The following is a 24,919-nucleotide window of genomic DNA, read 5'->3' on the forward strand; positions in this document are numbered from 1 at the left end:
ATTATAATATATCATCAAGAGATAATAAGGAGTTACATATGTCTTATATGAAAAACGAACAGGATATTCGCTCTCAGGGCGTTTATTATAGTGCTGGACTCAGGAGTTACCTAACTAAAGTATACAATTATATGGCTTTAGCTTTAGGTGTTACAGGGCTTGTTGCGTTTTTAACAGTGTTTTCTGGTCTTTTCCAGGTGATTTATTCCAATCCTGTTCTATCGCTTGTGGTAATGCTATCTCCAGTTGCATTGGTGTTTTATATGTCTTTTAGGCTTCAACACCTAAGTGCTCAGTCAACACTTACTGTATTTTTTCTATTCTCAGTTTTAATGGGAATTTCTTTATCTCATATTTTTATAATTTATACTGCAGAAAATATAGCGAGAGCATTTTTCATTACATCGATCATGTTTGGTTCTATGGCTTTATATGGTAATACTACAAAAAAAGATCTTACCAGCATGGGTTCTTTTTTGATTATGGGAATCTGGGGGTTAATCATTGCATCTATAGTTAATCTGTTTCTTGGAAGCAGTCCTCTCTATTTTGCAATATCGTTTGTATCAGTGATAGTGTTTACTTTAATGACCGCATACGATGCTCAGAGAATCAAAGATGTTTATTATAGATATAATGATGGCTCAGAAGTTGCAACTACTAAGCTGGCAATACTTGGTGCAACTAATCTTTACTTTGACTTCATCAATATATTCCTCAATTTACTCAGGTTACTTAACTTGTTCAACAATAAGGATTAGATGATTTCCTTTTTAAGGGGAAACAATAAAAGTTCTATAGTTTTCCTCCTAATATCTTTAGTGGTATTGATGCTGTGTCTTGCATATGCTTCAGTACCGTTGTATAGCATCTTTTGTAAAGCTACTGGATATGGTGGCACAACGAGAAAAGTAACTAATGCAACAATAAATGCAACTGACCAAAAAATCAGGGTTCACCTTAATGCTGATATAATATCAGGTCTGCCTTGGGAATTCAAATCAGAAACTAACTACATCGATACAAATATAGGGCAACAAAGTTTAGTATTTTATTATGCAAAAAATTTATCTGATCAGCCTTCTTTTGGAATGGCAGTGTATAATGTCACACCTTTTAAAGCAGGTAAATATTTCAATAAAGTTGCATGCTTTTGTTTTGAAGAGCAAATGCTGCTACCAAAACAAAAAGCGGCTATGCCCGTATCCTTTTACGTAGACCCTGAAATAATGCGTGACAATAGTACAAAAGATTTAAGTGAAATAACACTATCATATACGTTTTTTAAGCTTAAATAACAAACCTTTTCCTATTGTAATCCGACAAGGTTGTACGATATATCTATTGAATTGAGCAGGAGCTCTTATTTGCTTTTTGCACACTGACTACTTGTGTTTCAGTGTTCGTTGTTGCTAATTCCCATCCTTCATTATTTGCTTCACAAGCATTCCAACATTGAGCCAACTCCTTATTATTTTTTACAGAATCTGGTATTTCTATGTTGGGATTTTTTTCTAATGTATGCTTAATTAGAATCTCACAGCAATTTTTGCGTTCAATTGACTTATCCTTACAATATAATTCAGCAACACACTCTAAAGCAGTGTTTCCATTGTAGTTTTCATCTGGGCTATCACATTCACTCCCGCTTTTATGAGAGCCTTTAATATGTCCGGAGAATGGGTCAAAACACAGGTATGTAAATATCCTTTTTCGTTTTGCACATCAGCCCCTGCTTTTATTAAAACTTGCGCTAGATTTGTTAAAGTGTACGGTTTATAATTAATGGCAATAGAAAAAAGACTATCTATTGGAAAGCCATCATAATCTTTAAAGTCAAATTGGTGATTAATATCAAATCCTTTTTTTTCCCAAGAAGTATATAAATATTTACAATAATCTCTTTTTTTATCTGATTTTTGTATTCTATATTCTAACCTTTCTTTTATTTTTTTTATTACATTGTTAACATCCAAGTCATTATCTTCATCCACTTCACACAACACATTGAATAAAACACCATAAAGCCAAGTTTCTCTGTTTGTCATAATTTGTGCCTCAAAACTATTAACAATACGCTTATGTAGTGTATAAACTCTAAATAACATTTTGCAAAATATTAATTGCTAGATAACATAATTAAAGTTTTTGTCTTACATTTATCATGGTTAGAGCTATACAAATTAAAAAAACTGGGGGGCCAGAAGTATTAGAATTTGTAGATAAGAGCATAGGTGAGCCAAAAGATGAGGAAGTCTTAATACGTCATACAACTATCGGCTTAAATCGTTATGATTTAGAACACAGAAAAGGTACACGCAAAATTAAAGATCTGCCATCAGTACTTGGAGTAGAGGCAGTAGGAGTTGTTGAAAAGCTTGGTAAAAAAATTAGTGATGGATTCAAAGTTGGAGACAGAGTTGGATATTGCACAGCTCCTCCAGGGGCATATTGTGAAAAGCGCATTGTACACCAGAAATATTTGATAAAAATTCCGAATGATATACCTGATGAAGTTGCTGCTGCAGTATTGTTTAAAGGTATGACAGCTCACTATTTAGTTAATCAATCTTATAGAATCAGGCCTGGTGCTTTTGTACTAGTTCATGGAGCTAATGGTGGTTTGGGGCAAATAATATGCCAATGGGCAAAGGATAAAAAAGGTGTAGTGATAGGTTCTATAAGCTCTGACGAAAAAATGAAGATAGCTTTACAAAGTGGCTGCACATACGCAATAAACTACAATGATAAAGACTTCGTTTCTAAAATCATGGAGATTACGAAAAATAGAGGAGTAGGTGCGGTGTATGACCCTATAGGTTACGCTACAAGCAAGCTCTCTTTTGAATCTTTAGGTAAGTTTGGCATATATGTTTCCTATGGGCAGATATCAGGTAATGCTCCTATTAATTTCTCTTTACTTAGTTCGCGTTCGTTATTTGCAGCTGGAACTTCGATATATCACTACAAGCACAATAGACTTACGTTAGTGCTTACTGCAATGGAAATTTTTGAAATGATAAGAAAAAAACTTTTAATTGTACGAATTAATAAAAAATATAAATTTGATGAAATAATAGAGGCTCATCGTGACATGGAAAATAGAAAAGTAAGTGGGCTAAATATTATCAAAGTTTCTTAAATAACTTAGTAACCTAAAATAATTATTCATTAAGTCATATCAACAAGAATTTCACATGGTTAGTTTTCTTATAACAAGTTAGTTTATTTGATGCAGGTGTAGAAGTTGATGATGTGTGTTCCTAGCTTTAGCTATTAGTCAATTCTTTCCATCCAAGAATCATTTTATTAGCTTGCCTCAATGTTTCAATAGAAGGCAAGTCTTCTGTGCTTAGTGGTAGACGAACAGTTTTGTGTTCTATAAGCCTAATATCATGTAATAGCGCTTTAGTGGGTATTGGGTTGCTGGCAATAAATAGAGCTTTGCAAGCTTGTTGCCAATTGTCTGCCTGAGAGTTCTTGCCACTCATACATTGCTTAACATATTCATGTACTACACGTAGCCAAACATTGGCAGCAACAGAAACCAGACCAGCCGCACCCTTAGCAGCCATATCGGGTATCATATTATCATCTCCGCAAAAGACCTCAATATTTGGTGCAACTTTCTTATACTGAGTTAAAGTATCAACGGTGCCACTTGAATCTTTGATAGCCCAAAATTTTTCGTGGCTGGATAAATTGCGTACAGTTTCAGCGTGAAGACTCACTCCTGCTCTTGATGGAATATTGTAAAGCATGGCTGGCACATGTGCTTTTTCAAGCAGCTTTTCAAACCATAAAGTTTGCCCCATGATTCCAGGCTTTGCATAAATGGGAGTTGTCATTAGATAGCCATGAATAGGCATACCCTTGCAAAAATCAAGCCATTCAAGAACCTGATATAGATTCACTCCTGGTACACCAATTATAATTTTCGTATTTAATTTTAGCTCACATACAAATTCAACTAATGTGCGCTTTTCAGAACCAGTAAGTGATAAGCTTTCACCTGTGCTACCTAGCAACACTACACCATTTTCAGCTTCAGCTTGCATTGTTAGTAAACGCTGCAAGCTTTGGTAATCTATACTATCTCCACTGCAATTAAAAGGAGTAACACAAGCAGTCCATAAAAATGTAGATTTCAATTGAAGTTATTAAAATGGTATTTCATCATCGATTAGTTCGTCTTTTATATCGTTGTCAAAACTTCCGTGTTTATCTTTTTGTTCTGTTTCATTTTGTTTGTATTCACTTGGCTTGTAATCAGAGTTTGACATACTGTTTCGTGAATCTAAAAGGGTAAGGGCACTATTAAAGTTATATAGCACCACCTCTGTCGTATACCTTTCGCTACCATTTTGGTCAGTCCATTTTCTAGTTCTCAGAGAACCTTCAACGTAAACTTTACTACCTTTGCGCGCAAAATCCTTAACAATTTTTACTAATCCTTCACTAAAAATTACAATATTATGCCATTCTGTCTTTTCAGAGCGCGTACCAGAAAATTTGTCAGTCCAACTTTCAGATGTGGCTATCGAAAAACTTGCCATCTCTTTTCCATTTTGTGTAGTCCTAATTTCAGGATCTTTTCCTAGATTACCAACTAATATGACTTTATTTATAGTACCACTAGACATAATTATGCTTTAAAATAAATCTCTTTATTATCTTATGTGAGAGTATTATTGTCAAATTTAATTAAAAACGCGCTTGGAGGGATTCGAACCCACGACCTTTGCCTCCGGAGGGCAACGCTCTATCCAACTGAGCTACAAGCGCAGATGTATTAGATTATTTAATAGATAAACTATCTAAATCAAATTTTTGTTCTGGATAAAGCGTAAACATAATACCTCCATGTCCAAAATGTACATTTTTAGAATTGCTTATCCGTTCTTTTGTTATCTTTTGGTTTACAGCCCATGAAAAAGTTACATAATTTTCAGTTACTGAGTGCACTTTTAAATCCTTAGTATTTATAAACAACTTTCCATTTACCCATATTTTCCATGTATCGGGGGAAAAGTATAAAATTGAATCTAAACTGACTACTTTACAATTGAAATTTTCTTCCTCTGTAACTCCTGAAGACTGTAAGTTAAACTTTTCCATCTCACTAACTATTCTATTAACCTGCTCTTCATCAAAAAAAATGCTTTTTATGCTACCATATTGCGATAAAGTACTCTCTGCTGCCTCTTTTATTATATCGTCTCGATCTATATAATAATTGTTGATAAAAAAACACTCCTTCGCACGCAAATTTGCTATATCAATGAAGTCATTTATTTCTTGATTTCCAACTTTTAAAATACTTTTTAAGTACTTCTTTTCTATAATCATTCCATCATTAGAATGATGACAGACCATTTCATCATTGCCTTGTCTTTCTATATATACACATAAATTTTCACTATTTAACCCTAATATTTTATGCTCAATAAAATCTTCATTACTAATATGCTGTTGGCAAGAATATTTTTTACAAATCCCTATATTTTCTACAAGATCTTCGCAATTGCAATATGCACTAACATTAAAAAATAGCAGCGTAAAAATAAAAAACAACTTTATATTCATCTACTTAATATGGTATACCAATCAAAAACTATACTAGCTCTCACTATCTCTATCATATTACCACTTAAAATCTGGTTTATAACTTTAGCATCTATATTTCTCTGCTTATTCAAGGTAAGAGATCTGATCATAACATAACCAGGAAGATTTGGAATAGACTGTAGAAATAAAAAAATATGCTTATCGCTAATTGAGCTTAAACTTAGAACCACTTCACTTCTTATTACTTTTGTATGTTCACTTTTATTGTGGAGTTCAGCTTCTTCAGGTATAGAAATTGATATTTCAGGTTCTAACATGTAGTGTTTTTTATATAGCTTGTTAAGCTCAAAATTTAAATTTGTAATGTATCTGCTACTATGTAAGTTTGAAGAAGAAATTCTTTTCCATAAATCTAGGTTTTTATTTAGAACGACTTCTTTCTTTTGAATTTCAATGATCTGTAAATTAATAGAGCGTATTTCCTCAGCTGCAGTTTGATTTTTATTATAAACCTTTTTGTTATAGATAATAAAACACGTTGATAACCCTATTAATACAATAGATAACAATAAGTAATATATGCACTGAATTGTAGCTTTTCTTTTTAGTTGAGAGATAGTCATCAATCTACATTGCCTCTCCTATTTCAACATCAATAGATAGATTTTTCTCTTTAGTAGTAGGTAAGCTAGAAATACTAATATCATGAGTACGGAAATTATCGTTTAAATTTTTCTGTAGTTTCTCGTATTGATAAGAAATGTCTTTACCAGATTGAAAATTAAACCTTAAAGTTGTGGTAATATAACTTTTTGCCTCATTATAATTCCACTCAAATAATTGAAGCTCTACATCTGGTACTTTTAGCTTTTCTACATACTTAACCTGTATGAGAGGAGAGTACTCTATTTTTGATAAAATATTATTTATATTAATAAAATCGTAAACTTCATCTATCTTTTTTACATTATAGCTTTGGCTAAGTTTTATTAGTTTGTTATTTAAAGCACTCCGCGTTGCAGATAAATTATCAGCAACATTAAAATTTGAATACAAATTTTGCAAACAAAAGGTGTTAATTACAATTAAAGTCAAAAGGAGGTATAGAAAAATCCGAGGAGAGTTTAAATAAAGGTAATTGAATAGATAAAATTCTTTAGTTTCTTTTGTATTAAAAACATCTGTTGGCTTATTCTTAAAGCTATGGAACAAAATTGTAGTATCACAAAAGCTATCTTTTTCGCATATAGCTAATTCTGCTCCCAATAGTTTACCTAGCTCATATGGAGTCAATATGTTCACACTATTCTCTGAAAAATTTATAACTGATAAACTAGATTTAATAGCTTCTGATACTATGATGCAAAGGTCGATAGGGTCATTTTTTTCAAATCCAAACTTAGTTAAAGATTGAATTGTATTTTTCACTTCCTGATATATTTCACCAGCAATGATTCCTGGTAAATTATCATTAGTAAATGGTATTAAACGTGTAAATATCATTTTGTTCTCTTTAAGAACCACTTGTCTATAGCCACCTGTTTTAGTTGCAGCAACTATAATTTTCCAGTTACTAGGATCTTTGTGTAGAATCTTTTTTGCTATACTGACTAGTTCTATAGGAAACATTAATATTCCTTTAAAGTTAGAGCCTATTTCAACAAACACGTCCAACCAATATTCTATTAAATGATTTGCTTTTGATGAAACAAATAGATACCACCAGTTTTGATTAAATTTATTCGGCTTTTCGACCAAGAGAATAGAATTTATATCGTTATTATGAGCAAAATGCTCTACTTTTGTTTTTGCTGATAGATAAGCACTAATCCTATTTACTCTTGGGATAGACTGTAGCAAATAGTTCTGATCAGTGTGATTGAGAACCAGATATAAGGGTGCTTTTTTATCTGATGAGAGACATGAAATTAAGTCAGAAACAACTTTATTATTTTTGTCCTTAGCAAAATATCTTTTATTTAAAGTATCATTTTTAAAATATAGTAACATTGTGCCTTCTTTTCCTATAGAAAGCATAAACTTACTTTTGGGTTTTGACCCAAACATATTAACAAAGTGTATACTCATCTAGAATTAAAAAGGTAATTTATTGAAATTCATTAAACATTAGATGACAATATTACTTATATTATAAGTTTTTGATAAAATTAGTAGTAATATTAACCCTTTTGTATGATGAAGGTTTTTTATATTTGTGCTAGACACAACTTAACCTGACAAACGAGGATTAATTATATCTCAGCTTGATATTTTATTCTCCAACAGACTGAAAATTGAATTAAGCTAAAGACTTGATTTGACGCACGTTGTTGCACATTACCATTTAGTATACTTGAACTGAACATTTTCAGTGAATCCATCTGGCATAACTGAAACTTTTGTATTCATATTTATTTTTAAGTAATTTACTAGCTCATCAACTAATATATCAGGAGCAGAAGCACCTGCAGTAATTCCTATTTTTTCTGCGCCCTGCAACCAATTTTTGTTCATACATTTATAATTATCAATCAAATAGGCTCTTTTTCCTGTGGAAATGCACAGGTCTAATAAACGGTTTGAATTTGAACTGTTTTTGCTTCCTACAATTAACACTACGTCTGTAATTTTAGCCAATTTTTTAACAGCGTTCTGCCTATTTTGTGTTGCATAGCATATATCTTTTAAGTCGGGGCCTGTAATGCTTGGAAATCTGAGCTTCAGTGTAGCAATAATTTCTTTGGTATCGTCAATACTTAACGTGGTTTGTGTTACATAAGATAAATTATCTGGATCTTTGATTTGTAAATTGTATACGTCTTGCATAGTTTGCACTAGAGATATAGGATTACTTACTCTTCCTATAATTCCTTTAACTTCTGGATGATTTTCATGTCCAATTAGAATTAATTCTTTACCACTATCCTCATACCTTTTTGCCTCTTTATGTACTTTGCTAACTAATGGACATGTTGCATCAATCACTTGAACACCCTTTCTTTTTGCCTCATCCTCTATACTTTTCGACACTCCATGTGCGCTAAAGATCAATATTCCTCTATTATCTTTAATGTCTTCTATGCTGCTTACAAAAACCACTCCTTGTTTCTTGAAGTCCTCTACTATATACTTATTATGAACGATTTCGTGTAGTACATAAACTTGGCGTTCATTTTTATATTTCTCTAAAGTGATTGCTAATATGTCTACAGCTCTTTTAACCCCTGCACAGAAACCGCGTGGTTCAGCTAAGATAATCTCCATTTTTTTTCAAATCAAGTAAGTATGTAAACATTGCTAAAAAGTAAGCTCCGCTCACTATGTTTCATATCATGACTGCTTTACTATAATTTCAAATTTATCATTACCAAGATTCTTATTAATATACCAGGAACCGTCATCTTTAATTACAAATTCAGGACCCTTGAGGTCTCTTGTTATTGTCCTTCCATCTTGGCCATCCATAGCAATATGGATATCGAATGTAACGATGTCTAGATTTACCATGGCTTTTTTCCCACTGTATGAATTTAGACTAAACTTGCCCAACATGACATCATTAATACTCACTTCTCCTGCATAAGTATCACACTGACCATCTATACAACACTCACTTTCAATATAAAAAAGATCTAACATATTTAAATCTATAAAAAAAAGAACTAAATTTATATACTAAATACAATTCATCATTAATAAGCAACTATAGATTACTTTGGCTACAGCAATAATGTAAATGGAAGTATAACATAATTAATTGTATAAGAAACTACATTTTAGAGAAATGGTTGTTTAGTTTTTTTATTAATTTTTTTCACCATACTGTCAATCATGTGTTTTATTCCTTGATATACAGAGTATATACTTTCGTCATTACGCATATAAGCAGAGCAGGAAAATACATTATGTTTTTCATCTTCTATTGATAACTCTGTATCGCATTTTATATGTTCGCCGCCGAGTTTCTCTATTAACTGTTCTTTATCGTCTCCTATAGTTACCTTAATCTTACTTTCTTCTTTACTTATCTTGCTACTTAAAATTGAAGCAATAACGGCTGGAGATATACATATAGTTCCTATTGGCTTTTTTGCAACAAAGAACTCTGAGACTAATCTTTCAAACTCAGGCATTACTGTTTTATTTTCAGCTAAGTCAGATAAATTTTTCGCAACTCCATATCCACCAGGTACAATTAGCATATCAAAATTTTCAGCTTTAGCTTCTCTTAAATCATCTATCTCACCTCTTGCAATTCTTGCTGCTTCTACAAGTACATTTCTTTTTTCTTTTACTGCCTCTTTTGTTTTGTGATCCATAACTTGTGTAATGTCAACGTCAGGAGCAAAACATGTGACTTCGACTTCCTGCTGATCAAGCACAAGCAAACTTAAAACCGCTTCTCTCACCTCTGTGCCGTCGAGGTGGCCGCATCCTGATAAAACCACAGCGGCTCTTAATTTTTTCTCACCCATAAAATACCTTGATTTCATATAATCTAGGTATTGTAATACAAATTCCATATTTGGAAAGGAGTAATTATTTTATGTCAATTATAATATAATTAATAATTAGTATATATAATTAGGCATATTTATAATTGATAGGAATTGAATATGGTACAAGGTGGTGCAGTAAACTCAACCAATTAGGACAAGCTCATTGAAAATGTAGTAAAATATATTAGTGGAAAAAAAGATTTGTTACAAAAATTGCAGGATATATTAAAACTAGGTGGCTTTGAAAAGAAAGATGAAACTTTTAATAAATCAGCTATCAATAATATGTCTAAATTTCTGATGGAAAATAAAGATGTTTTTGGGAGTGTAATAGGTCTTATATTGGAGGATTTTGAGAAAAACAAAGTTGAATCAAAAGAATTTTTGGAGCAAGTAAGTAAAGTAAAAGGCATGGAGAAGGAGCTTGAAACTTTAGGCAATGAACTGTTAGCTCAAGGAGTTATAAGTGTAGCAGCATTTACAACATTGACGGGTGCACTAGCAGGTTTATTAACAGTAGGAGGAGTGACCGGTGCATTAATTGTTGGTGGAGCAGCATTTGTAGGATTTATGGCACTAGTTGCTATAGCTGCTATTGGTTATGCCATATATCAGGATAGAAGTGAGATAAAAGAAAACGCATATAAGAGTGTCGATAAAGTAAAAGAGGGTGCAATTGAATTCGGAAAAGCAGTGAAAAGTTTTGTGAAAGATGTGATCGATAAATTACCTACGATTCAAGACAGAGATAAAAATTTTTATAAATTAAATCAGGAATTATCTCAACTTGTCTTACAACCTGGTACAGAAGTTAGTAAAATAAAAAACATTCAGGATAAAGCAAAGGTAATACAAATGCTTCAAAACAAAGAGCAATTAATGGCCATAAAGGAATTAATAAAAGATGGAACCATTAAAAATTTTTCAGAAGATGATATGAACAAACTTCTGGAAAAGGGCCTCAGTACTCATCTAGATGATCAAAAACCATTTTATGATCTTATAGATAAACTTCAACCTGCAATTATGGCAATTGGTAGTGACATAGAAGAGGTACAACGAAAAGTTAATGCGAAAGTTAAAACAGTAAAGCCAAGTCCTGAAGTGAAGAATCCAAGTTCTGAACGAGTTAGTGGAGAAGAGCAAGGAGTGAGTTGATACATTTGAGGAGCGTTTTGACGCAAAAATGTATCTGTCTATCTTATTTTGCCACCCTGCTAAGCGGACACAAAAAATTACTTCCGCATATTTTAAATCTCATTATAATTACAAATAGAGATATTTTAAGAGCTCAAAATCTATCTTTAGTCTGCAGACTTTTTAATCAAACTTATTAAAAATGTATTCTTATATGTTAAAAACAAGTTCATAAATATTACAAAGTGGTAATACTAAGAACATGCAGAGAAGAGGAACCGTCGGTATTCTTGGTCATAAGGACCGCACTGAAGCAAGGTTCTCTTTTCTGTTTATATACTGAATAGTTCCGAACAACTGATTGAGCGTTGAGGCTCGTATATAAGGGTGGAAAATGCAGTACTACATATTATTCTATGGAGGAATTATGAATTCATCAAATATTACTTCTGGCATTGATGTTAGCAAAAACAAACTAGATATCCACATTCATCCACTTGGACATCATAAAGTATTTGAAAATAACATTCAAGCTATTGATCAAATACTCGACTTTTTGCGGTTACATAACGTAATCAAAGTTGGACTTGAAGCAACTGGTGGGTACGAAAAATTATGTGCTTATACTTTACTAAGCCATGGTTTCGAAGTATACGTCATTCAACCTAGATGGGTTAGAGATTATGCAAAAAGCCTTGGCATTGCCACTAAAACTGACAAGATAGACTGTAGCATCATCTCACGTTACATTAGTAATACAGATATGCGTGTTACTCCTTTAAAAGTTAGTAATAGTAATGTTGACTGTTTGAGGCAAAAATTATCTCGCAGAAATCAACTAGTAGAAATAGCAAAAATACAAAAAATCCAAGCTCATCAGGTAACTGATATATCCATAATCAAACAAATGGAAGAGCTACTTGTTGTTTTGCAAAATCAAATCCAATCTTTAGAAGATCAGATGATAGAATTGGTTGATCAAAGTCAAGAGCTTAAAAAAAAATACATATCAATAACTAGTATTCCAGGTGCAGGTCCAATCTTAGCTATCACTATGATTTGTTATCTACCAGAACTAGGAACTATCAAACATAAAGAAATATCTAGCCTTTCCGGAGTAGCACCTTTTAATCGAGATAGTGGTTTTAGTAAAGGGAAAAGGTGTATTCAGGGTGGTAGAGCACAAATTAGAAAAGTTTTACATATGTGCATCCTTACTGCTCGTGAGTGGAATTCTTACATAAAAACTTTTTTTGATAGGTTGTACGATCAATATAAAAAACCATATAAAGTTGCTTCCACTGCTGCAATGAGAAAATTGCTTATTCTTGCTAACTCTTTAGTAAGAGATGGCAGGATTTTTACTAAGGAATACAGCCCTAAATCTGCTTAATTAGCAAATTAGTGTGGTTGTGGATAAGTGCGCTTACACAGATTTAAAGCACTTATACACATCCACGCTTATTGAAAGAATTTAAGCTAAGAATTACAACTTAAATGCCTAAAATTGTTTGCAGTAAGGCCATTTGGTCAACACCGTTAATTCTCCGAATCATGTTTTTAGCATCAATTTCAATGAGTTCCTTACCAGATATGGTGAGCTTATAATAATGAGCGGCTACTGTACATTTGAGAGTTCCTTTCTCAGCAGGCTTCCAGCTACCAAAGTCAAACTCTTTAAAAATGCCTCTTAAATTGATTATTACTGCTTCAATATCATTGCTACTACTACCTTGCATTCCACCACGAAGAGTCAAAGCTACTGAATTTCCATCTATTAAACCAAAGAGTCTAAAGAGCTCAGAGTCATACTCAGCAAAAATAAAGTCTGCTTCCAGTTTTTCCATTCCCATGTCTATACTTATTGGAATATCCATACCACCAGCTATATATTCCTCTGTTTTAATGGTGAGTTTTGGCAGAGTGATCTCATCGATGCGGCCAGCATAACCACGACCATCAACTAACACATTAAAATTCTTTAAGATTTTTGGCAACATCTTTTTATGTCTTTAAAAAGTATTTTCAGTATTTTCATTTTTTCTATTGACTTTTAACACAACTGCTTCAGTGTATATCTGTCGTATGTGCACTGCATTTTTTTCTAATCTTTTTTACAGGGGGATTTTATGTCCAGAATTCCAGATATTTGACCTTTACTTTAGCTAATAAAAACCAACTGGTACCTGCGGTTTTTATAGCTACGTTTCTCAAACAAGTTTCAAATGAATAGATTTCTTGCATAACTGGAATTCAAAAGTTGATGTCATTCTAGCGCGTGACGCTAGAATCCAGTCCTTTTGTGCGAAAAACGTTGTAAAGTAACTTAGTTGGATCCCAGTGGGCTTTTTAACTGTTGAAGAAAAAATATGCCACAGAAAATGAAAGTCAGTAACCAAAACGAATATAACAAATTCCTTGAAAAAAGGGGGAATATTTTTTGTTACATCGATGAAGCTATCGAAAATTGGTATGAAAATAGTCCAAAAATGCAGGGCGGCAACTATATTTATAGTGATAAAGTTGTGATTTTGGTGCATATAATCGTTAATCTTTTTAGAATTGGCTTAAGACAAACGGTAGGGTTTGTAAAAGGATATCTGCAACAAATAGGAAAAAATTTGCAGCTATTCACAAGCATCAAAAAAAACTTAATATTAAGATAAATGATTGCAGGATTGATAAAAGCAACATGGAAAATATTGAAATTATCATAGATAGAACAAATTTACAGTAACACTCCTGGCCACAGTAAGGAAAACCATACGCGTCAAGTTAAGAGATTGTGAGCAAATTTAGAGAGGTTAAAGTGGATACTCTAGCCCTTCTACGTTTGTCTTTTAATGAAAATCGCGACCAAGTTATAGTGAGTTTTTTAAGAAATGCTTTTAAACTATTAATTTTGGTTAATACTAAAAATAACTCTCTAACCCGCCTTTTTAGCTCAATAAATGCCTTTGTTAAGCTAAGTTCTGTATTCTTTTTCACTTCTGTGCAACCAACCATGCCGTGAAATATAAGAATTGCGCACAATTTAGCATATAGTTCACATAATACTCTGCATGGCTTTCCTTTTAGCTTATCAAGCCTGATATGGCTTTTATACAATTTAAATAATAACTCAATTTGCCACCTTACTCTGTAAATCGTTAATACTTGCTCAGCACTAATTTTATTTTCTGGAACATTAGTTATAAATATTGACCAGTTCAACAATTTTTGATTTCTTTTAGAGGATGTATATCCCTGCGATCTTGCTAATCTATTAGCTTTCCTTCTTCTGGCCATAGACTGTTCTTCAGTTAGTTTCTGACATATAATTCTTACTCTAATTTTTGCTTCTTTTCCTAACAATACCTCGTTTTCTAAAAATAACTTATCCTCTAAACATTCTAATAACTCCATTTTTTGATTTGTTTCTACATCATATATGTTGGTATCGGATTTATAACGACTTATGAAATAAGCTCCTATTTCATTGATTTGTTTAAAAGAACTTGGCACAAAATAACCGAGATCAGATATTAGCAAATCATTGCTTAATATATTACTTAAATGTTTCCTATATCCCTGGTCTGATCTCACTGCCATTAAGTTAAGGGAAAGAGAAGTTAAGATTGGACAAAAAATTTGAAGTGATTGATAATTATGGTAAATACTAGGGTGAATTTTTAAGAAAAGGGAGTCTGAAAAGTGCAAGTTATTTAAAAAAGTAATAATTGCAGGTTATTTTGCAAAGAATGTACTAATGCAATGATACTGAAAAGATATCTTGAATTTAAAACACATGTTTTCTAGCTCTTTTCTGGTAGTTGAGTGAACGAATATCAGATATCTTATGACGATCAACTCTTCTCCCTTTTCTCACCACTAAAGTGTTCATCAAAAATAACTGTGATAGTCGATCCATAATGCAGTCTATGTCTGACTCTGTAGAAAAAATATCAAAGGCTAAGTTTTTAATCGCATTAAATGAGACAGATTTATTGATGCTTTTTTTTAGTTTACTATTCTGTGAGCTCAATGTCTCTTCATCATCTTCTATCATGATACTTTCTAGATTACTGATGAAGATAGTTGACCAAAAATCCTGCTTGATAGTTTCAATACTTTTTCCTGTGAAATTCTCTAAATTTAATCTTCCCTTCAGCCTAGAAAAAAATGTTTCTACTCCCCAGCGCAAGTAATATAATCTCTCAAACTCTTCAACTGTAAAACGTTTCTCATCTAACAGAGATGTTACTAACACTTCAACTTCGCCAGAAGAAAGTATTATTTTGACTAACCTGAATTTCATCTCATCAGGTAATCCTAGCTTTCGTAGCTGTCTTGCTACTTTAATAGGTGCGGTAGACACTACCACCGTACTAGATGGGCTTTCCGGCTTAAACATAGCGTTTATTTCATTGAAAGACGAACTTGAACAGCGAATTATATAATTGATTTTCCTTCCTGTAAGCTCAGCAAGAAATCGATAAGATACGTATCCTCTATCACAGATTAACAAATCGTCTGATTTTATGGATTCAAGCATACCGATTGCTAAATCAACCTCATAGCTGTCACCTCTACTTAGCACAGATTTTATTGCAATATTATTTAGCATATCGTAGCAAACTTCAAAGGTTGCACTTGTATAGTCTTCAAATCTCTGGATTCCATTCCATACTGCTCTTGAGCTAAACTCACCTATTATTTTGTCGCTCTTTGGCAGAATCAGTATTGAAGCATCAAATGCAAGTACTCTGAAGCCATGGTGGGTTTTAAATTCCTGATCTTGGTAGTATAGGGAAACTATATCATCATTTAACTCTGAAAACGCAGTATGTTTTAGCTTCTTTCTTGCTTGAGTAAATGCACTTGCCGTAATTGTATAATCTTTTCTTGTATGCAGAACAAACTCATTAAGCATCACTTGTAATGACTTTACACTCTTTCTAAAAATCAGGAGAAATACATTAACGAAGGGCAGCTTTCTTTTTCGTGAGAAGTCTTTTGAGGATGCTCTGTGTGCGTTTATAAAGTTTAAACTCATCAATTTATTTTTTATAAACATGATTATTCTTTTTTTTACTCATGTCATTACTTCTTTTAATTTGTGAATCTTACCTGATTTTATAATACAGTTCATCACTTTTCCTTAACTTAATGGCAGTGGGTCTGATCTTACCCCCTCCGTTAAATTAAGTTGGTCTATTATCTGATTCATGTAGTCGAAAACTAATTGTAACTTTATTCCATACTTAGTATTGCTTTCATAGCCACTGTAGCTAGTACCATAACCTTTATACATCTCTTCCATACTGTTAGGTAGAGTAATATAGCTACTGTCCAATAATTTAACACTATTAAATTGCTGTAAGATTTTGCAATCAACTTGCAAGATATTTTTAAAGAGAATCACAGATTCATTATACATCCTTTTCATAAATTCCACTGCTTCTTCAGTAAATCTAAAATCCAAACCTTGTTTTGTTATATCTATCGAGTCCTCGTTTAGTAATTGACACATTGTTTCTACGCTACAATTATCAACTCCTATATTACCCAAGACCATGGCTTTTACGAATGATGAACCTTTTAGCTTTCTCTTTCTTTTTATAAACCTTGTTGTAATTGAGATTTTCTCTGCTTTTTCATTAAAAAATTCTTTGAGCTTTTTTGATAAGCTAGTTATTTTATTCATTGGTTCTCTCACTAAAAGTATATCTGGGAGAACTTATACCTTATTATTCTATCTCTTTCATACCTTTATTTCCTTAACTTGACGCGTATGGTAAGGAAAACAGTGCAGATAGAAAGTACCGAAGCTACGAGCAAGTAAGAAAGTTACATGTTATGTTAAGTGTGAATAGTAAAAAAGCTATAGCTGCAAGATACAGTAATGGCGTCTACTCTGACCACTTGCGATTTGCTTGAAGAAGTTAATTTTCAGCACAAAATAAAAGCATTATATGCAGATAGGGCATACGATAGGCAAAAACTTTATAAATTGTGTAAGAAATACGATATAAAAACAAAAGTTCTACCAAAAAAGGATGCAGCAGAACATTCAAAAATAGATTATATGTCTGACAGGAATGCTGCTATTAGGTTAATAAAATTATACGGTGAAGATGGCATGAAAGAATAGAAAAAGAAGTAAATTATGGGAAAAGATCTTATATTGAAGGGTTTTTCTCAAGATTAAAGCAAATATTCGGATTTAGTTTTAGGAATAAATCTGAGATAAATCGAGAAAAAGAACTAAATGCTATTTGCTTAATAAATTCACTGATATTGGTATGGCTAAATTTGAGATAGTTACATGAATTTACCATAAATCACCATCTCATAAAGTGTGATGCAACAAAGCCATCCCAGTGTCAGCTACTCTGATGACACCAAAGGGGCACTTGGATAGAGGCTACTTGAATAAAACCATCATAAGGTGAAACTAGATTCCAGTGTCAAGCACTGACCATCTGCTATGCAATTTACTTTCAAAAATAAACGTTCCAGTGGTTTCATCTTCTTTCATCCCAGTGTTTCCTTCTCTTTTCATCCCAGTCTGGGATCCAGTTTTTCATATAATCTCATCACAAACATTTATTTTAATTTAAAATCAATACCAAATTTAGAATCAAAATTCCTGGATTCCAGTGTTAAGCACTGACCATCCACTATGTAATTTACTTTTTTATATAATAAATAGTACTAATTTACTAATATATTAATTGACAAGTGGTGTAGGTTATACTATTATTAAGATATATAGTTAATATCTTAATAACCAATATGACAAAATATCTTAATCGCATTGCTCAATCTATTGTATTAAAAGTCTATACTGATAAAAAACATCCTAGAGTTAAAGTGTTTTGTAAAACTGAAGATAGAGAAGATGGACAAGTTGAAACAAGACTCTCAAAACAGGAAATTGCGGAGTTTTTAAATCAATTTGCCAATAAAGGAAAGCACCAAATTTCTATCAGTAAAAATGTAGAACAAGGTATAATTAAAGATATAGAAGGTATACGTAGAGAAAATGGTAGATATGTATACAAAGCACCGGATTTATCAGCTGAAGGACAATATAATAAATTATTTGAAAATGAGCAAGCCATTCAATTTAATTTGAATGCTTTTATGTCAAGTAGTGTATCTAAAATTGCACAATTAAAAGATAGATTTAAAGAAATTTTAGGTTTTGATCCCGAAGAAGGGTTATGTCACTCATTAAATTACTTTATTACTTTTATAAAATTAGAGAATAAGCAAGATTTTGTTAAATTTCTTGAGTCTGATAATATTATATCTGAACAAGATTTTATGAACTATATTGATGAAAGAAAAGAACAAACGAAAAAGTTATTAATGATGCAGTTTTTATCGCAATTCTTACCTATTCTTGATATTCAGAGCATTGAAAAGCGAGAAGGAGATCCATTTTATTATGATGAGATAATATATAAGCAATTATGTAACGATCTATCTTCAACAGAACTATGGATCTATACTGAGCAAGAACAAATCAAATGTGCGTTAAATGGTGTGAAGATAGGATGCTACTTAGAATTTAGTTATTTTTGCTATGCTTGTAATGAAGAAGATGTCATTGAGGATGAGGGGCATTCTATGTTGGTGTATAAAGCAGAGAATGATAAATACATATTTTTTGACCCTAATAAAGGAGCGGTTGGCTTTTGTCCTGATACAGGAGCTGCTAATTTTACATTAGAGGAAGTTTGTAGGGTAATGGAACTTGCTGTAAACCATTATTCATATGATATGTATATTAAAAATTTTGCAGATTATTGCGAAGTTCATATTGGACTTAGAAATGCAACACTGATTTCAAAGAAAGCTGAAAAACTTTATGAAACAACAGAAAGAACAAATTCAAAAATAATTGATATATCAGTTGATAAAGGTATGAATAAATTGTTGCTCACACCTGCAAGTCTGTGAGTGGACATAACTTGATCTTTTTGGCTATTTACCAAGTATAGACATCAGCTCATCCCATTCTCTTTTACCCATGCCACTTTCTTCTCTCGCAACATTTTCTCCTTTTATTAGCTTGCGAATTATTTCAAGACCAGTTTTTGAAATGCAGGCTGATTTTAAGGAGTATTCAATGAAAGCATTATAGGCCAGCGGAACCCATTTCTTCACTATGTCCAACATAACTTCTGCATAGACTCTAATTTCATATTGGGCGTGCTGATCAGCTCTAAGCCTTAAAAAGTGAAGAAGGTTGTGTAAATCTATTTTCCAATAAAACTGAGTATAGTAATTAAGTGTTAGATTAGTTCGGGCAATTTCTCTTGCAAGGCCCTGTTCAATAAATTTCTCATAATGAGAATATACTAAATTAGAATCATTTATTAGAGAATCTATTATTTCTTTTGAAGTACTTGAGTCAAAAGCTTCACCGCTGCCTTGTTTATTATTATCAGATTGTTTTGCAACCTGTTCTGGTATATAAAATTCATTATCAAGTATCGAATACCTTCCGGAATATTCATTCACATTTGCAGTTCTGTGTCTTATCCACTGTCTTGCAATAAAAATTGGAAGTTTCACGTGAAACTTAATTTCACACATTTCAAATGGAGTTGTATGATGATGTCTCATCAAATATTTTATAAGCGCTTCATCTTGATTTATCTGTTTTGTTTCTTTTCCATAAGAAACACGAGCAGCTTGAACTATGGCGCTATCAGAGCCCATATAATCAATCACTCGAACAAATCCATGATCTAACACCTTATGTTCTTCGTATAGAATGTCATCTATTTCTTTTACTGTAGCTCGCTTAGTTGTCTCATTCATAATATATCCTCAAGATGAAACGAAAATATCAGCCCCGCATGAATTGAGTTTTTCGTGCATTGCTTCATAGCCTCTCCATAAATGATGTGAGTTATTTATTGTAGTTTCTCCTTTAGCTACCAAAGAAGCGAGAATTAAAGCTGCTGTTGACCTTAAGTCATTAGCATGCAGATTAGCTCCAGATAAGCTCTTTATTCCACTTATAGTAGCTTTACTTTTTTCGATGCTAATATTAGCACCTAATTTTCTTAGCTCATTTGCATGTGCAAATCTACTTTCAAAAATGTTCTCTTCAATGATTGATATTCCATCTGCAATGCACATTGCAGACATTAGTTGTGGTTGCATATCACTGGGAAAGTTGGGATATGGATTTGTTGCAACGTGAGCAGATTTAATAGAGCCATTTTTTCTAGAAATAATAATACCATCATCATGTAACTCAACTCTGGCTCCTATAGTCTTCAATTCATTTGCAATACATTCTATATCAGACAAACTTACTCCTTCTAACTTTAGCTCGCCGTCGGTAATGATAGCAGCCAAAGCATAAGTACCGGCCTCTATGCGATCTGGTATTATTTTATGCTCACACCCATTTAATGCTTCAACACCTTCTATTGTGATTTTTGTATTATTAACTTCAATATTGGCACCCATAATCTTCAGAAACTCTATTAAATCAAGAACTTCCGGCTCGATTGCAGCATTGTTTATTATTGTTACTCCCTCTGCAAGTGTTGCTGCCATTATTATATTTTCTGTTGCACCAACACTTACTTTTTCAAATGTTATTTCTTTGCCTTGCAATTTCCCCTTTGTTGTTGCAGTTATATTACAGCTATCAATTTCAATTTTAGCTCCCATTGCTTCAAGTGCCTTAATATGAATGTCAACAGGACGTTTTCCAATATTACATCCACCAGGAAATACTGTTGAAACTCTACCAAATCTGCTGAGCATTGGACCTAGCATTAAAAAAGATGCTCGCAGTCTGCTTGCAATTTCATGTGATATTAAATAGTTATTGATATTGCTACAGTCAATTTCCAAAGTGTGATTTGCTTTATAGTCTTTATTGCATATAAAATTTACTTCTGCACCAAGACTCTTAAGCAGCTCAGACATCAAATGCACGTCAATTAAATCAGGTACGTTATGCAAAGTTATTGAAGAATTACTAAACAAGCTTGCCGCCATTATTGGCAAGACTGCATTCTTTGAACCATTAATCTTGATTTTTCCAATCAAGGGCTTATGGTTACTTCTTACTAATATTTTATGCATTTAATCAAGCGATAGAACTTATCAAGTAAGTATAATAGGTTAGCGGTAAAAGGCAAAATTTTGCTTTTTCTTCTTCTGTCATTCGAGTAGTTGACACTGGGATCCATTTCTTCATCATCATCAAAATGTTATATTTCAACATTACTTTTATGCTGACCAATTTAACTGGATTCTAGTTTCAGCTACTCGAATAACATTTTCGTAGTCGATTCAAAATAGCATAATTAACTACACCTTTCCAAAGATGAGAGACGCGTTGGTACCACCAAAACCAAATGAATTAGAAAGCGCATATTGAATTTTATGCTCTTGAGCTTTAAGTGGTACAAAATTTAAATCACACCCTTCTGAAGGTTTGTGTAGGTTTAAAGTTGGTGGAACAATTCCATTGTTTAATGCAAGGATACTAAATATTGCTTCAACACTTCCTGCGGCACCAAGTAAATGTCCTATAGAAGATTTAGTCGAGGAAACAGGTATTTTATAGGCATAGTCACCGAATAACTGCTTCATTGCTATTACTTCAACTTTATCCCCAAGTTTTGTTGAAGTTCCATGTGCATTGATATACCCAATTTGACTTGGGCTTACTTGTGCACTCCTTAAAGCAAGTTCCATTGCCTTAAGTGCGCCTCTTCCTTCTGGATGTGGTGCTGTGATGTGGTGCGCATCTCCTGTTAACCCATATCCAGTGAGTTCTGCATATATTTTTGCTTCCCTTTTTTTTGCATGTTCATATTCTTCCAGCACTAATATACCTGCTCCTTCGCCCATGACAAATCCATCACGTTCTTCATCCCATGGCCTTGAGGATTCTTCAGGATTATCATTGAATTTAGTTGATAACGCCTTCATTGAAGCAAAACCTGCAATTCCAATTCTACATAGTGCACTTTCTGCTCCGCCTGCAATCATAACATCAGCTTCATCAAGTTTTATAGCTCTTGCTGAGTTTATAATCGCATGTGCACCTGTTGCACATGCAGTGACCGCTGAGTCATTTGGACCTGTAAATTCGTATTTAATAGAAACATGGCCAGATATTAAATTTATTAGACTTGAAGGAACAAAAAATGGACTGACACGCCTAGGTCCCTTTTCTTGCATGGTAATTACGTTTTCTTGAATTGATGGAAGACCACCTATACCAGAACCAATAGCTACACCTATTCGCTCTTTATTAATATTTTTATTTTCCAAAATTAGTGAATCTTCTACTGCCTGAATAGCTGCTGCAATTCCGTAGTGAATAAAACGATCTGTTCTTTTTAGGTCTTTTTCAAAAATATAATCTGGTGGATTAAAATAATGCTCAATGTTATCGGATTGCACAGGCACCTGCCCTGCAACTCTGCAAGCAAGATCAGAAGAGTCGAACCTATCTGTATTGATTGCTTTGATGCCAGATTTACCTTCTTTCAGCTTTGACCAGGTGTTATTAACATCTGCTGCTAGTGGAGTAATTAAGCCAACACCGGTAACTACTACTCTTCTGCTCATTCAACATCAATTGTTTGCTTTGTTTACTACATATTCAACTATCTGTTCCATAGTTTCCATTTTTTGTGCATCTTCATCAGGAATCTCTATACCAAATTCTTCTTCAGCTGCCATGACTATTTCAACTGCATCTAAACTATCTGTGCCATGGTCTGAAAGCTTTGAAGAACTACCAAATCCCTCTACATCCTTACTGATGTGCTCTAGTATAATCTTCTTTACTTTTTCTTCTATATCTTCCCTAGTGCTTTTTGCCAATTCGCTCATTTCTTACTAAAAAATAACCTATTCTCTGATGTTATAAGAAATTTTGATGTTTGCAATAGCTTTTATGATTATATAAACTATTAAAAACTTCCTATCTCTTAGCACTCGATAGTTAATAAATTTAAAAATGCTAGACGAAACAACAAAAAATTTGCTTGTTGTAGAAGTGAATAAGCTCTTACCTGAAAATAGCGAGAATAGACTTATATCAGCTATGCGTTATGTGCTTCTTGCTCCTGCAAAACATATACGTTCTTTTTTAGTTATAGCATCTTCGTCGATATTCAACATAAAGGTTGAAAAAGCAATAACAGCAGCAGCAGCAATTGAATTTATTCATGCTTACTCTCTAATTCACGATGATCTACCATGCATGGATAATAGTGACACTCGAAGAGGCCAGCTGAGCTGCCACAAAAAATTTGGTGAAGCAATAGCAGTACTGGCCGGAGATGCACTACTTACTTTGGCTTTTGAGGTATTATCTTCGTTAAATTGTGAGATCATCAAAGTGCTCTCTCAAGCGATAGGAGTTAGGGGAATGGTGGGAGGACAGATTTTGGATATAGATGCAGATTTGAATAAAATAAAGGAAATTCATTTGATGAAAACTGCAAAACTATTTGCAGCTTCATGCGAAATAGGGGCTATAATAGGCAATGCTACAACCAAGGAGCGGAGAGCGTTATATAACTATGGAATAAATCTGGGGCTTATTTTTCAAGCTAAGGATGATATTGAAGATTATGAGCAAGATAAAACAAACAATTTAATGTCCGTGCTTGGCAAAAATGAAATGGAAAACTATATAGATAGTCTCTTTAAACAGGCCTCAGATAATTTAAGTACGCTTTCAGGGAATACTAATGACTTATATGATTTATTGAATCAAGTAAAAAAAGATGGTTAAAAAAATTATATTACAAATATTTATCTTTCTAGTAATGGTTCTCACTTTATCTTCTGTTTTTATAATCACTATTGTTTATATAAATAAAGATAAACCGGAAAAAGAGGACAAGCTTTACGAGATAAATGCCACACATGATGGTTTAACACAGACGATAGCACGTTATCTAGTAAAGCCCATACTTGAATCAGCACTTGATCGCTATATTGAAAAGCATGGGCTAGCAGAATATTTAGAAGAAATAACACAGCAAAAGGAAGAAGAGACGATAAACTTTTATGAAATTACTGAAGGCAGCGGCAGTAAGGCTTTCTGTGGCCAAGAAGTCCTGCTACAAATGTACAAAATATCCAACAATCTGGCAGCATTACCAAGTCAAGTCTCTGATATTACTCTGAGAATAGGTGAAAAAGAAGTGAGTTTAGGGGTAATAGGTATGAAAGAAGGTGGAGAGCGTGTAGTTACTATTGCCGCTGATGACAACAAAATGAGTTTTAACTCTTATTACATCAAACTGATTGAAGTAAAAGATAAATATCCTGATTCAGTAAATAACCTAATGATTTTTAATGACTTAATTAACAAAACTAGAAAACAAGTAAAGTGTGGTGATGAGATATCGGCTCAATATAGCATAAAGAGATATAATGGTGAGTATATAATCAAAGATCAAATAGTGCAGTTTAAAGTTGGTGACAAAAAAATACCACTTGCTATAGAACTTGGAGTTGTGGGAATGAGAGCTGGTAATAAAAGAACAGTTCTTTCTCCACCTGATCTTTTAACTGATGTGTTAACAAAAGGCATAGATTGTGATATTGCAATAATTGATTTAAGCTTGAATTCTACTATTGAAAAATAGCTTAAAGAATTATGAAGTAAGAAAAAATAAAGCTTCTTGAGTGCTATATATTACTTAAAGAAAAAGTTTCTT

General features: G+C 32.9%; 25 protein-coding genes, 1 tRNA gene and 2 pseudogenes. 10 read left to right on the forward strand and 18 right to left on the reverse strand.

Features of this window, described 5'->3' with window-relative positions; translation table 11 throughout:
- Positions 1-38: 38 nt before the first annotated feature.
- On the forward strand, positions 39-761 hold the full coding sequence (locus tag ABWU45_RS00135) for a Bax inhibitor-1/YccA family protein (protein WP_007302228.1): 723 nt from the start codon (positions 39-41) through the stop codon (positions 759-761).
- The gene (locus tag ABWU45_RS00140; protein ID WP_010407017.1) at positions 762-1,298 is read left to right on the forward strand and encodes a cytochrome c oxidase assembly protein; all 537 of its coding nucleotides are present in this window, start codon (positions 762-764) and stop codon (positions 1,296-1,298) included.
- A 297-nt stretch (positions 1,299-1,595) separates the two neighbouring features.
- On the opposite strand, the gene ABWU45_RS00145 is transcribed toward ABWU45_RS00140, so the two are convergent.
- Positions 1,596-2,048 carry a hypothetical protein gene (locus ABWU45_RS00145; RefSeq protein WP_353278550.1) on the reverse strand — a complete coding sequence of 151 codons (453 nt, stop codon included), beginning with the start codon at positions 2,046-2,048 and terminating at the stop codon, positions 1,596-1,598.
- 116 nt (positions 2,049-2,164) lie between these two features.
- Here ABWU45_RS00145 and ABWU45_RS00150 point away from each other — a divergent pair, with 116 nt between their 5' ends.
- A complete protein-coding gene (locus ABWU45_RS00150) occupies positions 2,165-3,142 on the forward strand; it encodes a quinone oxidoreductase family protein (RefSeq protein WP_353278552.1) in 978 nt (325 codons plus the stop codon).
- A 127-nt stretch (positions 3,143-3,269) separates the two neighbouring features.
- Here ABWU45_RS00150 and dapA read toward each other — a convergent pair whose 3' ends face one another.
- The 9 genes from dapA to elbB all read right to left on the reverse strand — a co-directional run bounded on the left by dapA (position 3,270) and on the right by elbB (position 10,043).
- Positions 3,270-4,151, reverse strand: a complete 882-nt coding sequence (gene dapA, locus ABWU45_RS00155; protein WP_353278553.1) for a 4-hydroxy-tetrahydrodipicolinate synthase — start codon at positions 4,149-4,151, stop codon at positions 3,270-3,272.
- A gap of 9 nt (positions 4,152-4,160) precedes the next feature.
- Positions 4,161-4,643, reverse strand: coding sequence for a single-stranded DNA-binding protein (gene ssb, locus ABWU45_RS00160; protein ID WP_006014313.1), 483 nt, complete (start codon positions 4,641-4,643; stop codon positions 4,161-4,163).
- A gap of 68 nt (positions 4,644-4,711) precedes the next feature.
- Positions 4,712-4,785: transfer RNA gene (locus ABWU45_RS00165), tRNA-Arg, on the reverse strand.
- A gap of 12 nt (positions 4,786-4,797) precedes the next feature.
- Entirely contained in the window at positions 4,798-5,586 is a 789-nt protein-coding gene (locus ABWU45_RS00170) for a hypothetical protein (RefSeq protein WP_052264933.1), read from the reverse strand.
- Positions 5,583-6,191, reverse strand: coding sequence for a hypothetical protein (locus tag ABWU45_RS00175; RefSeq protein WP_010406999.1), 609 nt, complete (start codon positions 6,189-6,191; stop codon positions 5,583-5,585). The genes ABWU45_RS00170 and ABWU45_RS00175 overlap by 4 nt, the downstream gene beginning before the upstream one ends.
- Before the next feature lie 4 nt (positions 6,192-6,195).
- Positions 6,196-7,656 carry a hypothetical protein gene (locus ABWU45_RS00180; RefSeq protein WP_353278554.1) on the reverse strand — a complete coding sequence of 487 codons (1,461 nt, stop codon included), beginning with the start codon at positions 7,654-7,656 and terminating at the stop codon, positions 6,196-6,198.
- A 249-nt stretch (positions 7,657-7,905) separates the two neighbouring features.
- Positions 7,906-8,832: a 4-hydroxy-3-methylbut-2-enyl diphosphate reductase gene (gene ispH / locus ABWU45_RS00185; RefSeq protein ID WP_139686676.1), complete on the reverse strand. Its 927-nt coding sequence runs from the start codon at positions 8,830-8,832 to the stop codon at positions 7,906-7,908.
- A gap of 66 nt (positions 8,833-8,898) precedes the next feature.
- Positions 8,899-9,207, reverse strand: coding sequence for a hypothetical protein (locus tag ABWU45_RS00190; RefSeq protein ID WP_264377506.1), 309 nt, complete (start codon positions 9,205-9,207; stop codon positions 8,899-8,901).
- A gap of 137 nt (positions 9,208-9,344) precedes the next feature.
- Entirely contained in the window at positions 9,345-10,043 is a 699-nt protein-coding gene (gene elbB, locus ABWU45_RS00195; protein WP_264375145.1) for an isoprenoid biosynthesis glyoxalase ElbB, read from the reverse strand.
- A gap of 225 nt (positions 10,044-10,268) precedes the next feature.
- Here elbB and ABWU45_RS00200 point away from each other — a divergent pair, with 225 nt between their 5' ends.
- Both ABWU45_RS00200 and ABWU45_RS00205 read left to right on the forward strand, forming a co-directional pair.
- Positions 10,269-11,225: a glycine zipper family protein gene (locus tag ABWU45_RS00200; protein ID WP_353278556.1), complete on the forward strand. Its 957-nt coding sequence runs from the start codon at positions 10,269-10,271 to the stop codon at positions 11,223-11,225.
- A 373-nt stretch (positions 11,226-11,598) separates the two neighbouring features.
- Entirely contained in the window at positions 11,599-12,597 is a 999-nt protein-coding gene (locus ABWU45_RS00205; RefSeq protein WP_353278179.1) for an IS110 family transposase, read from the forward strand.
- 100 nt (positions 12,598-12,697) lie between these two features.
- Here the strand turns inward: ABWU45_RS00205 and ABWU45_RS00210 are convergent, their stop codons facing one another.
- Positions 12,698-13,204: a phage major tail tube protein gene (locus ABWU45_RS00210; RefSeq protein WP_353278177.1), complete on the reverse strand. Its 507-nt coding sequence runs from the start codon at positions 13,202-13,204 to the stop codon at positions 12,698-12,700.
- A gap of 369 nt (positions 13,205-13,573) precedes the next feature.
- On the opposite strand from ABWU45_RS00210, the gene ABWU45_RS00215 reads away from it, so the two are divergent.
- Positions 13,574-13,870 carry a transposase gene (locus tag ABWU45_RS00215; protein ID WP_353278558.1) on the forward strand — a complete coding sequence of 99 codons (297 nt, stop codon included), beginning with the start codon at positions 13,574-13,576 and terminating at the stop codon, positions 13,868-13,870.
- 109 nt (positions 13,871-13,979) lie between these two features.
- Here ABWU45_RS00215 and ABWU45_RS00220 read toward each other — a convergent pair.
- From ABWU45_RS00220 to ABWU45_RS00230, 3 genes and pseudogenes are all read right to left on the reverse strand, one after another.
- Positions 13,980-14,804: pseudogene (locus tag ABWU45_RS00220) on the reverse strand (IS4 family transposase); the annotation flags it as partial.
- Between the two features lie 178 nt (positions 14,805-14,982).
- Positions 14,983-16,260 (reverse strand): IS4 family transposase, encoded by a 1,278-nt coding sequence (locus ABWU45_RS00225; protein WP_353277926.1) that lies wholly within the window; start codon positions 16,258-16,260, stop codon positions 14,983-14,985.
- A gap of 102 nt (positions 16,261-16,362) precedes the next feature.
- Positions 16,363-16,902: pseudogene (locus ABWU45_RS00230) on the reverse strand (IS4 family transposase); the annotation flags it as partial.
- 186 nt (positions 16,903-17,088) lie between these two features.
- Here ABWU45_RS00230 and ABWU45_RS00235 point away from each other — a divergent pair.
- Complete coding sequence (locus tag ABWU45_RS00235) at positions 17,089-17,337, forward strand: transposase (RefSeq protein WP_353278560.1); 249 nt, start codon at positions 17,089-17,091, stop codon at positions 17,335-17,337.
- A 644-nt stretch (positions 17,338-17,981) separates the two neighbouring features.
- Positions 17,982-19,154, forward strand: a complete 1,173-nt coding sequence (locus ABWU45_RS00240) for a hypothetical protein (RefSeq protein WP_353278561.1) — start codon at positions 17,982-17,984, stop codon at positions 19,152-19,154.
- A gap of 24 nt (positions 19,155-19,178) precedes the next feature.
- Here ABWU45_RS00240 and thyX read toward each other — a convergent pair whose 3' ends face one another.
- The 4 genes from thyX to acpP all read right to left on the reverse strand — a co-directional run bounded on the left by thyX (position 19,179) and on the right by acpP (position 23,075).
- Entirely contained in the window at positions 19,179-20,021 is an 843-nt protein-coding gene (gene thyX / locus ABWU45_RS00245) for an FAD-dependent thymidylate synthase (RefSeq protein WP_353278562.1), read from the reverse strand.
- 9 nt (positions 20,022-20,030) lie between these two features.
- A complete protein-coding gene (murA, locus tag ABWU45_RS00250) occupies positions 20,031-21,308 on the reverse strand; it encodes a UDP-N-acetylglucosamine 1-carboxyvinyltransferase (RefSeq protein ID WP_353278564.1) in 1,278 nt (425 codons plus the stop codon).
- A gap of 228 nt (positions 21,309-21,536) precedes the next feature.
- A complete protein-coding gene (gene fabF, locus ABWU45_RS00255; RefSeq protein WP_353278565.1) occupies positions 21,537-22,808 on the reverse strand; it encodes a beta-ketoacyl-ACP synthase II in 1,272 nt (423 codons plus the stop codon).
- 6 nt (positions 22,809-22,814) lie between these two features.
- Entirely contained in the window at positions 22,815-23,075 is a 261-nt protein-coding gene (gene acpP / locus ABWU45_RS00260; protein ID WP_353278567.1) for an acyl carrier protein, read from the reverse strand.
- 127 nt (positions 23,076-23,202) lie between these two features.
- Between acpP and ABWU45_RS00265 the strand changes: the two genes are divergently transcribed.
- Positions 23,203-23,985: a polyprenyl synthetase family protein gene (locus ABWU45_RS00265; RefSeq protein WP_353278569.1), complete on the forward strand. Its 783-nt coding sequence runs from the start codon at positions 23,203-23,205 to the stop codon at positions 23,983-23,985.
- A complete protein-coding gene (locus tag ABWU45_RS00270; protein ID WP_353278571.1) occupies positions 23,978-24,847 on the forward strand; it encodes an FKBP-type peptidyl-prolyl cis-trans isomerase in 870 nt (289 codons plus the stop codon). The genes ABWU45_RS00265 and ABWU45_RS00270 overlap by 8 nt, the downstream gene beginning before the upstream one ends.
- Positions 24,848-24,919: the final 72 nt, after the last annotated feature.

Origin of the sequence: Wolbachia endosymbiont (group B) of Longitarsus flavicornis (assembly GCF_964028135.1) — a bacterium.
Lineage (GTDB): Bacteria > Pseudomonadota > Alphaproteobacteria > Rickettsiales > Anaplasmataceae > Wolbachia.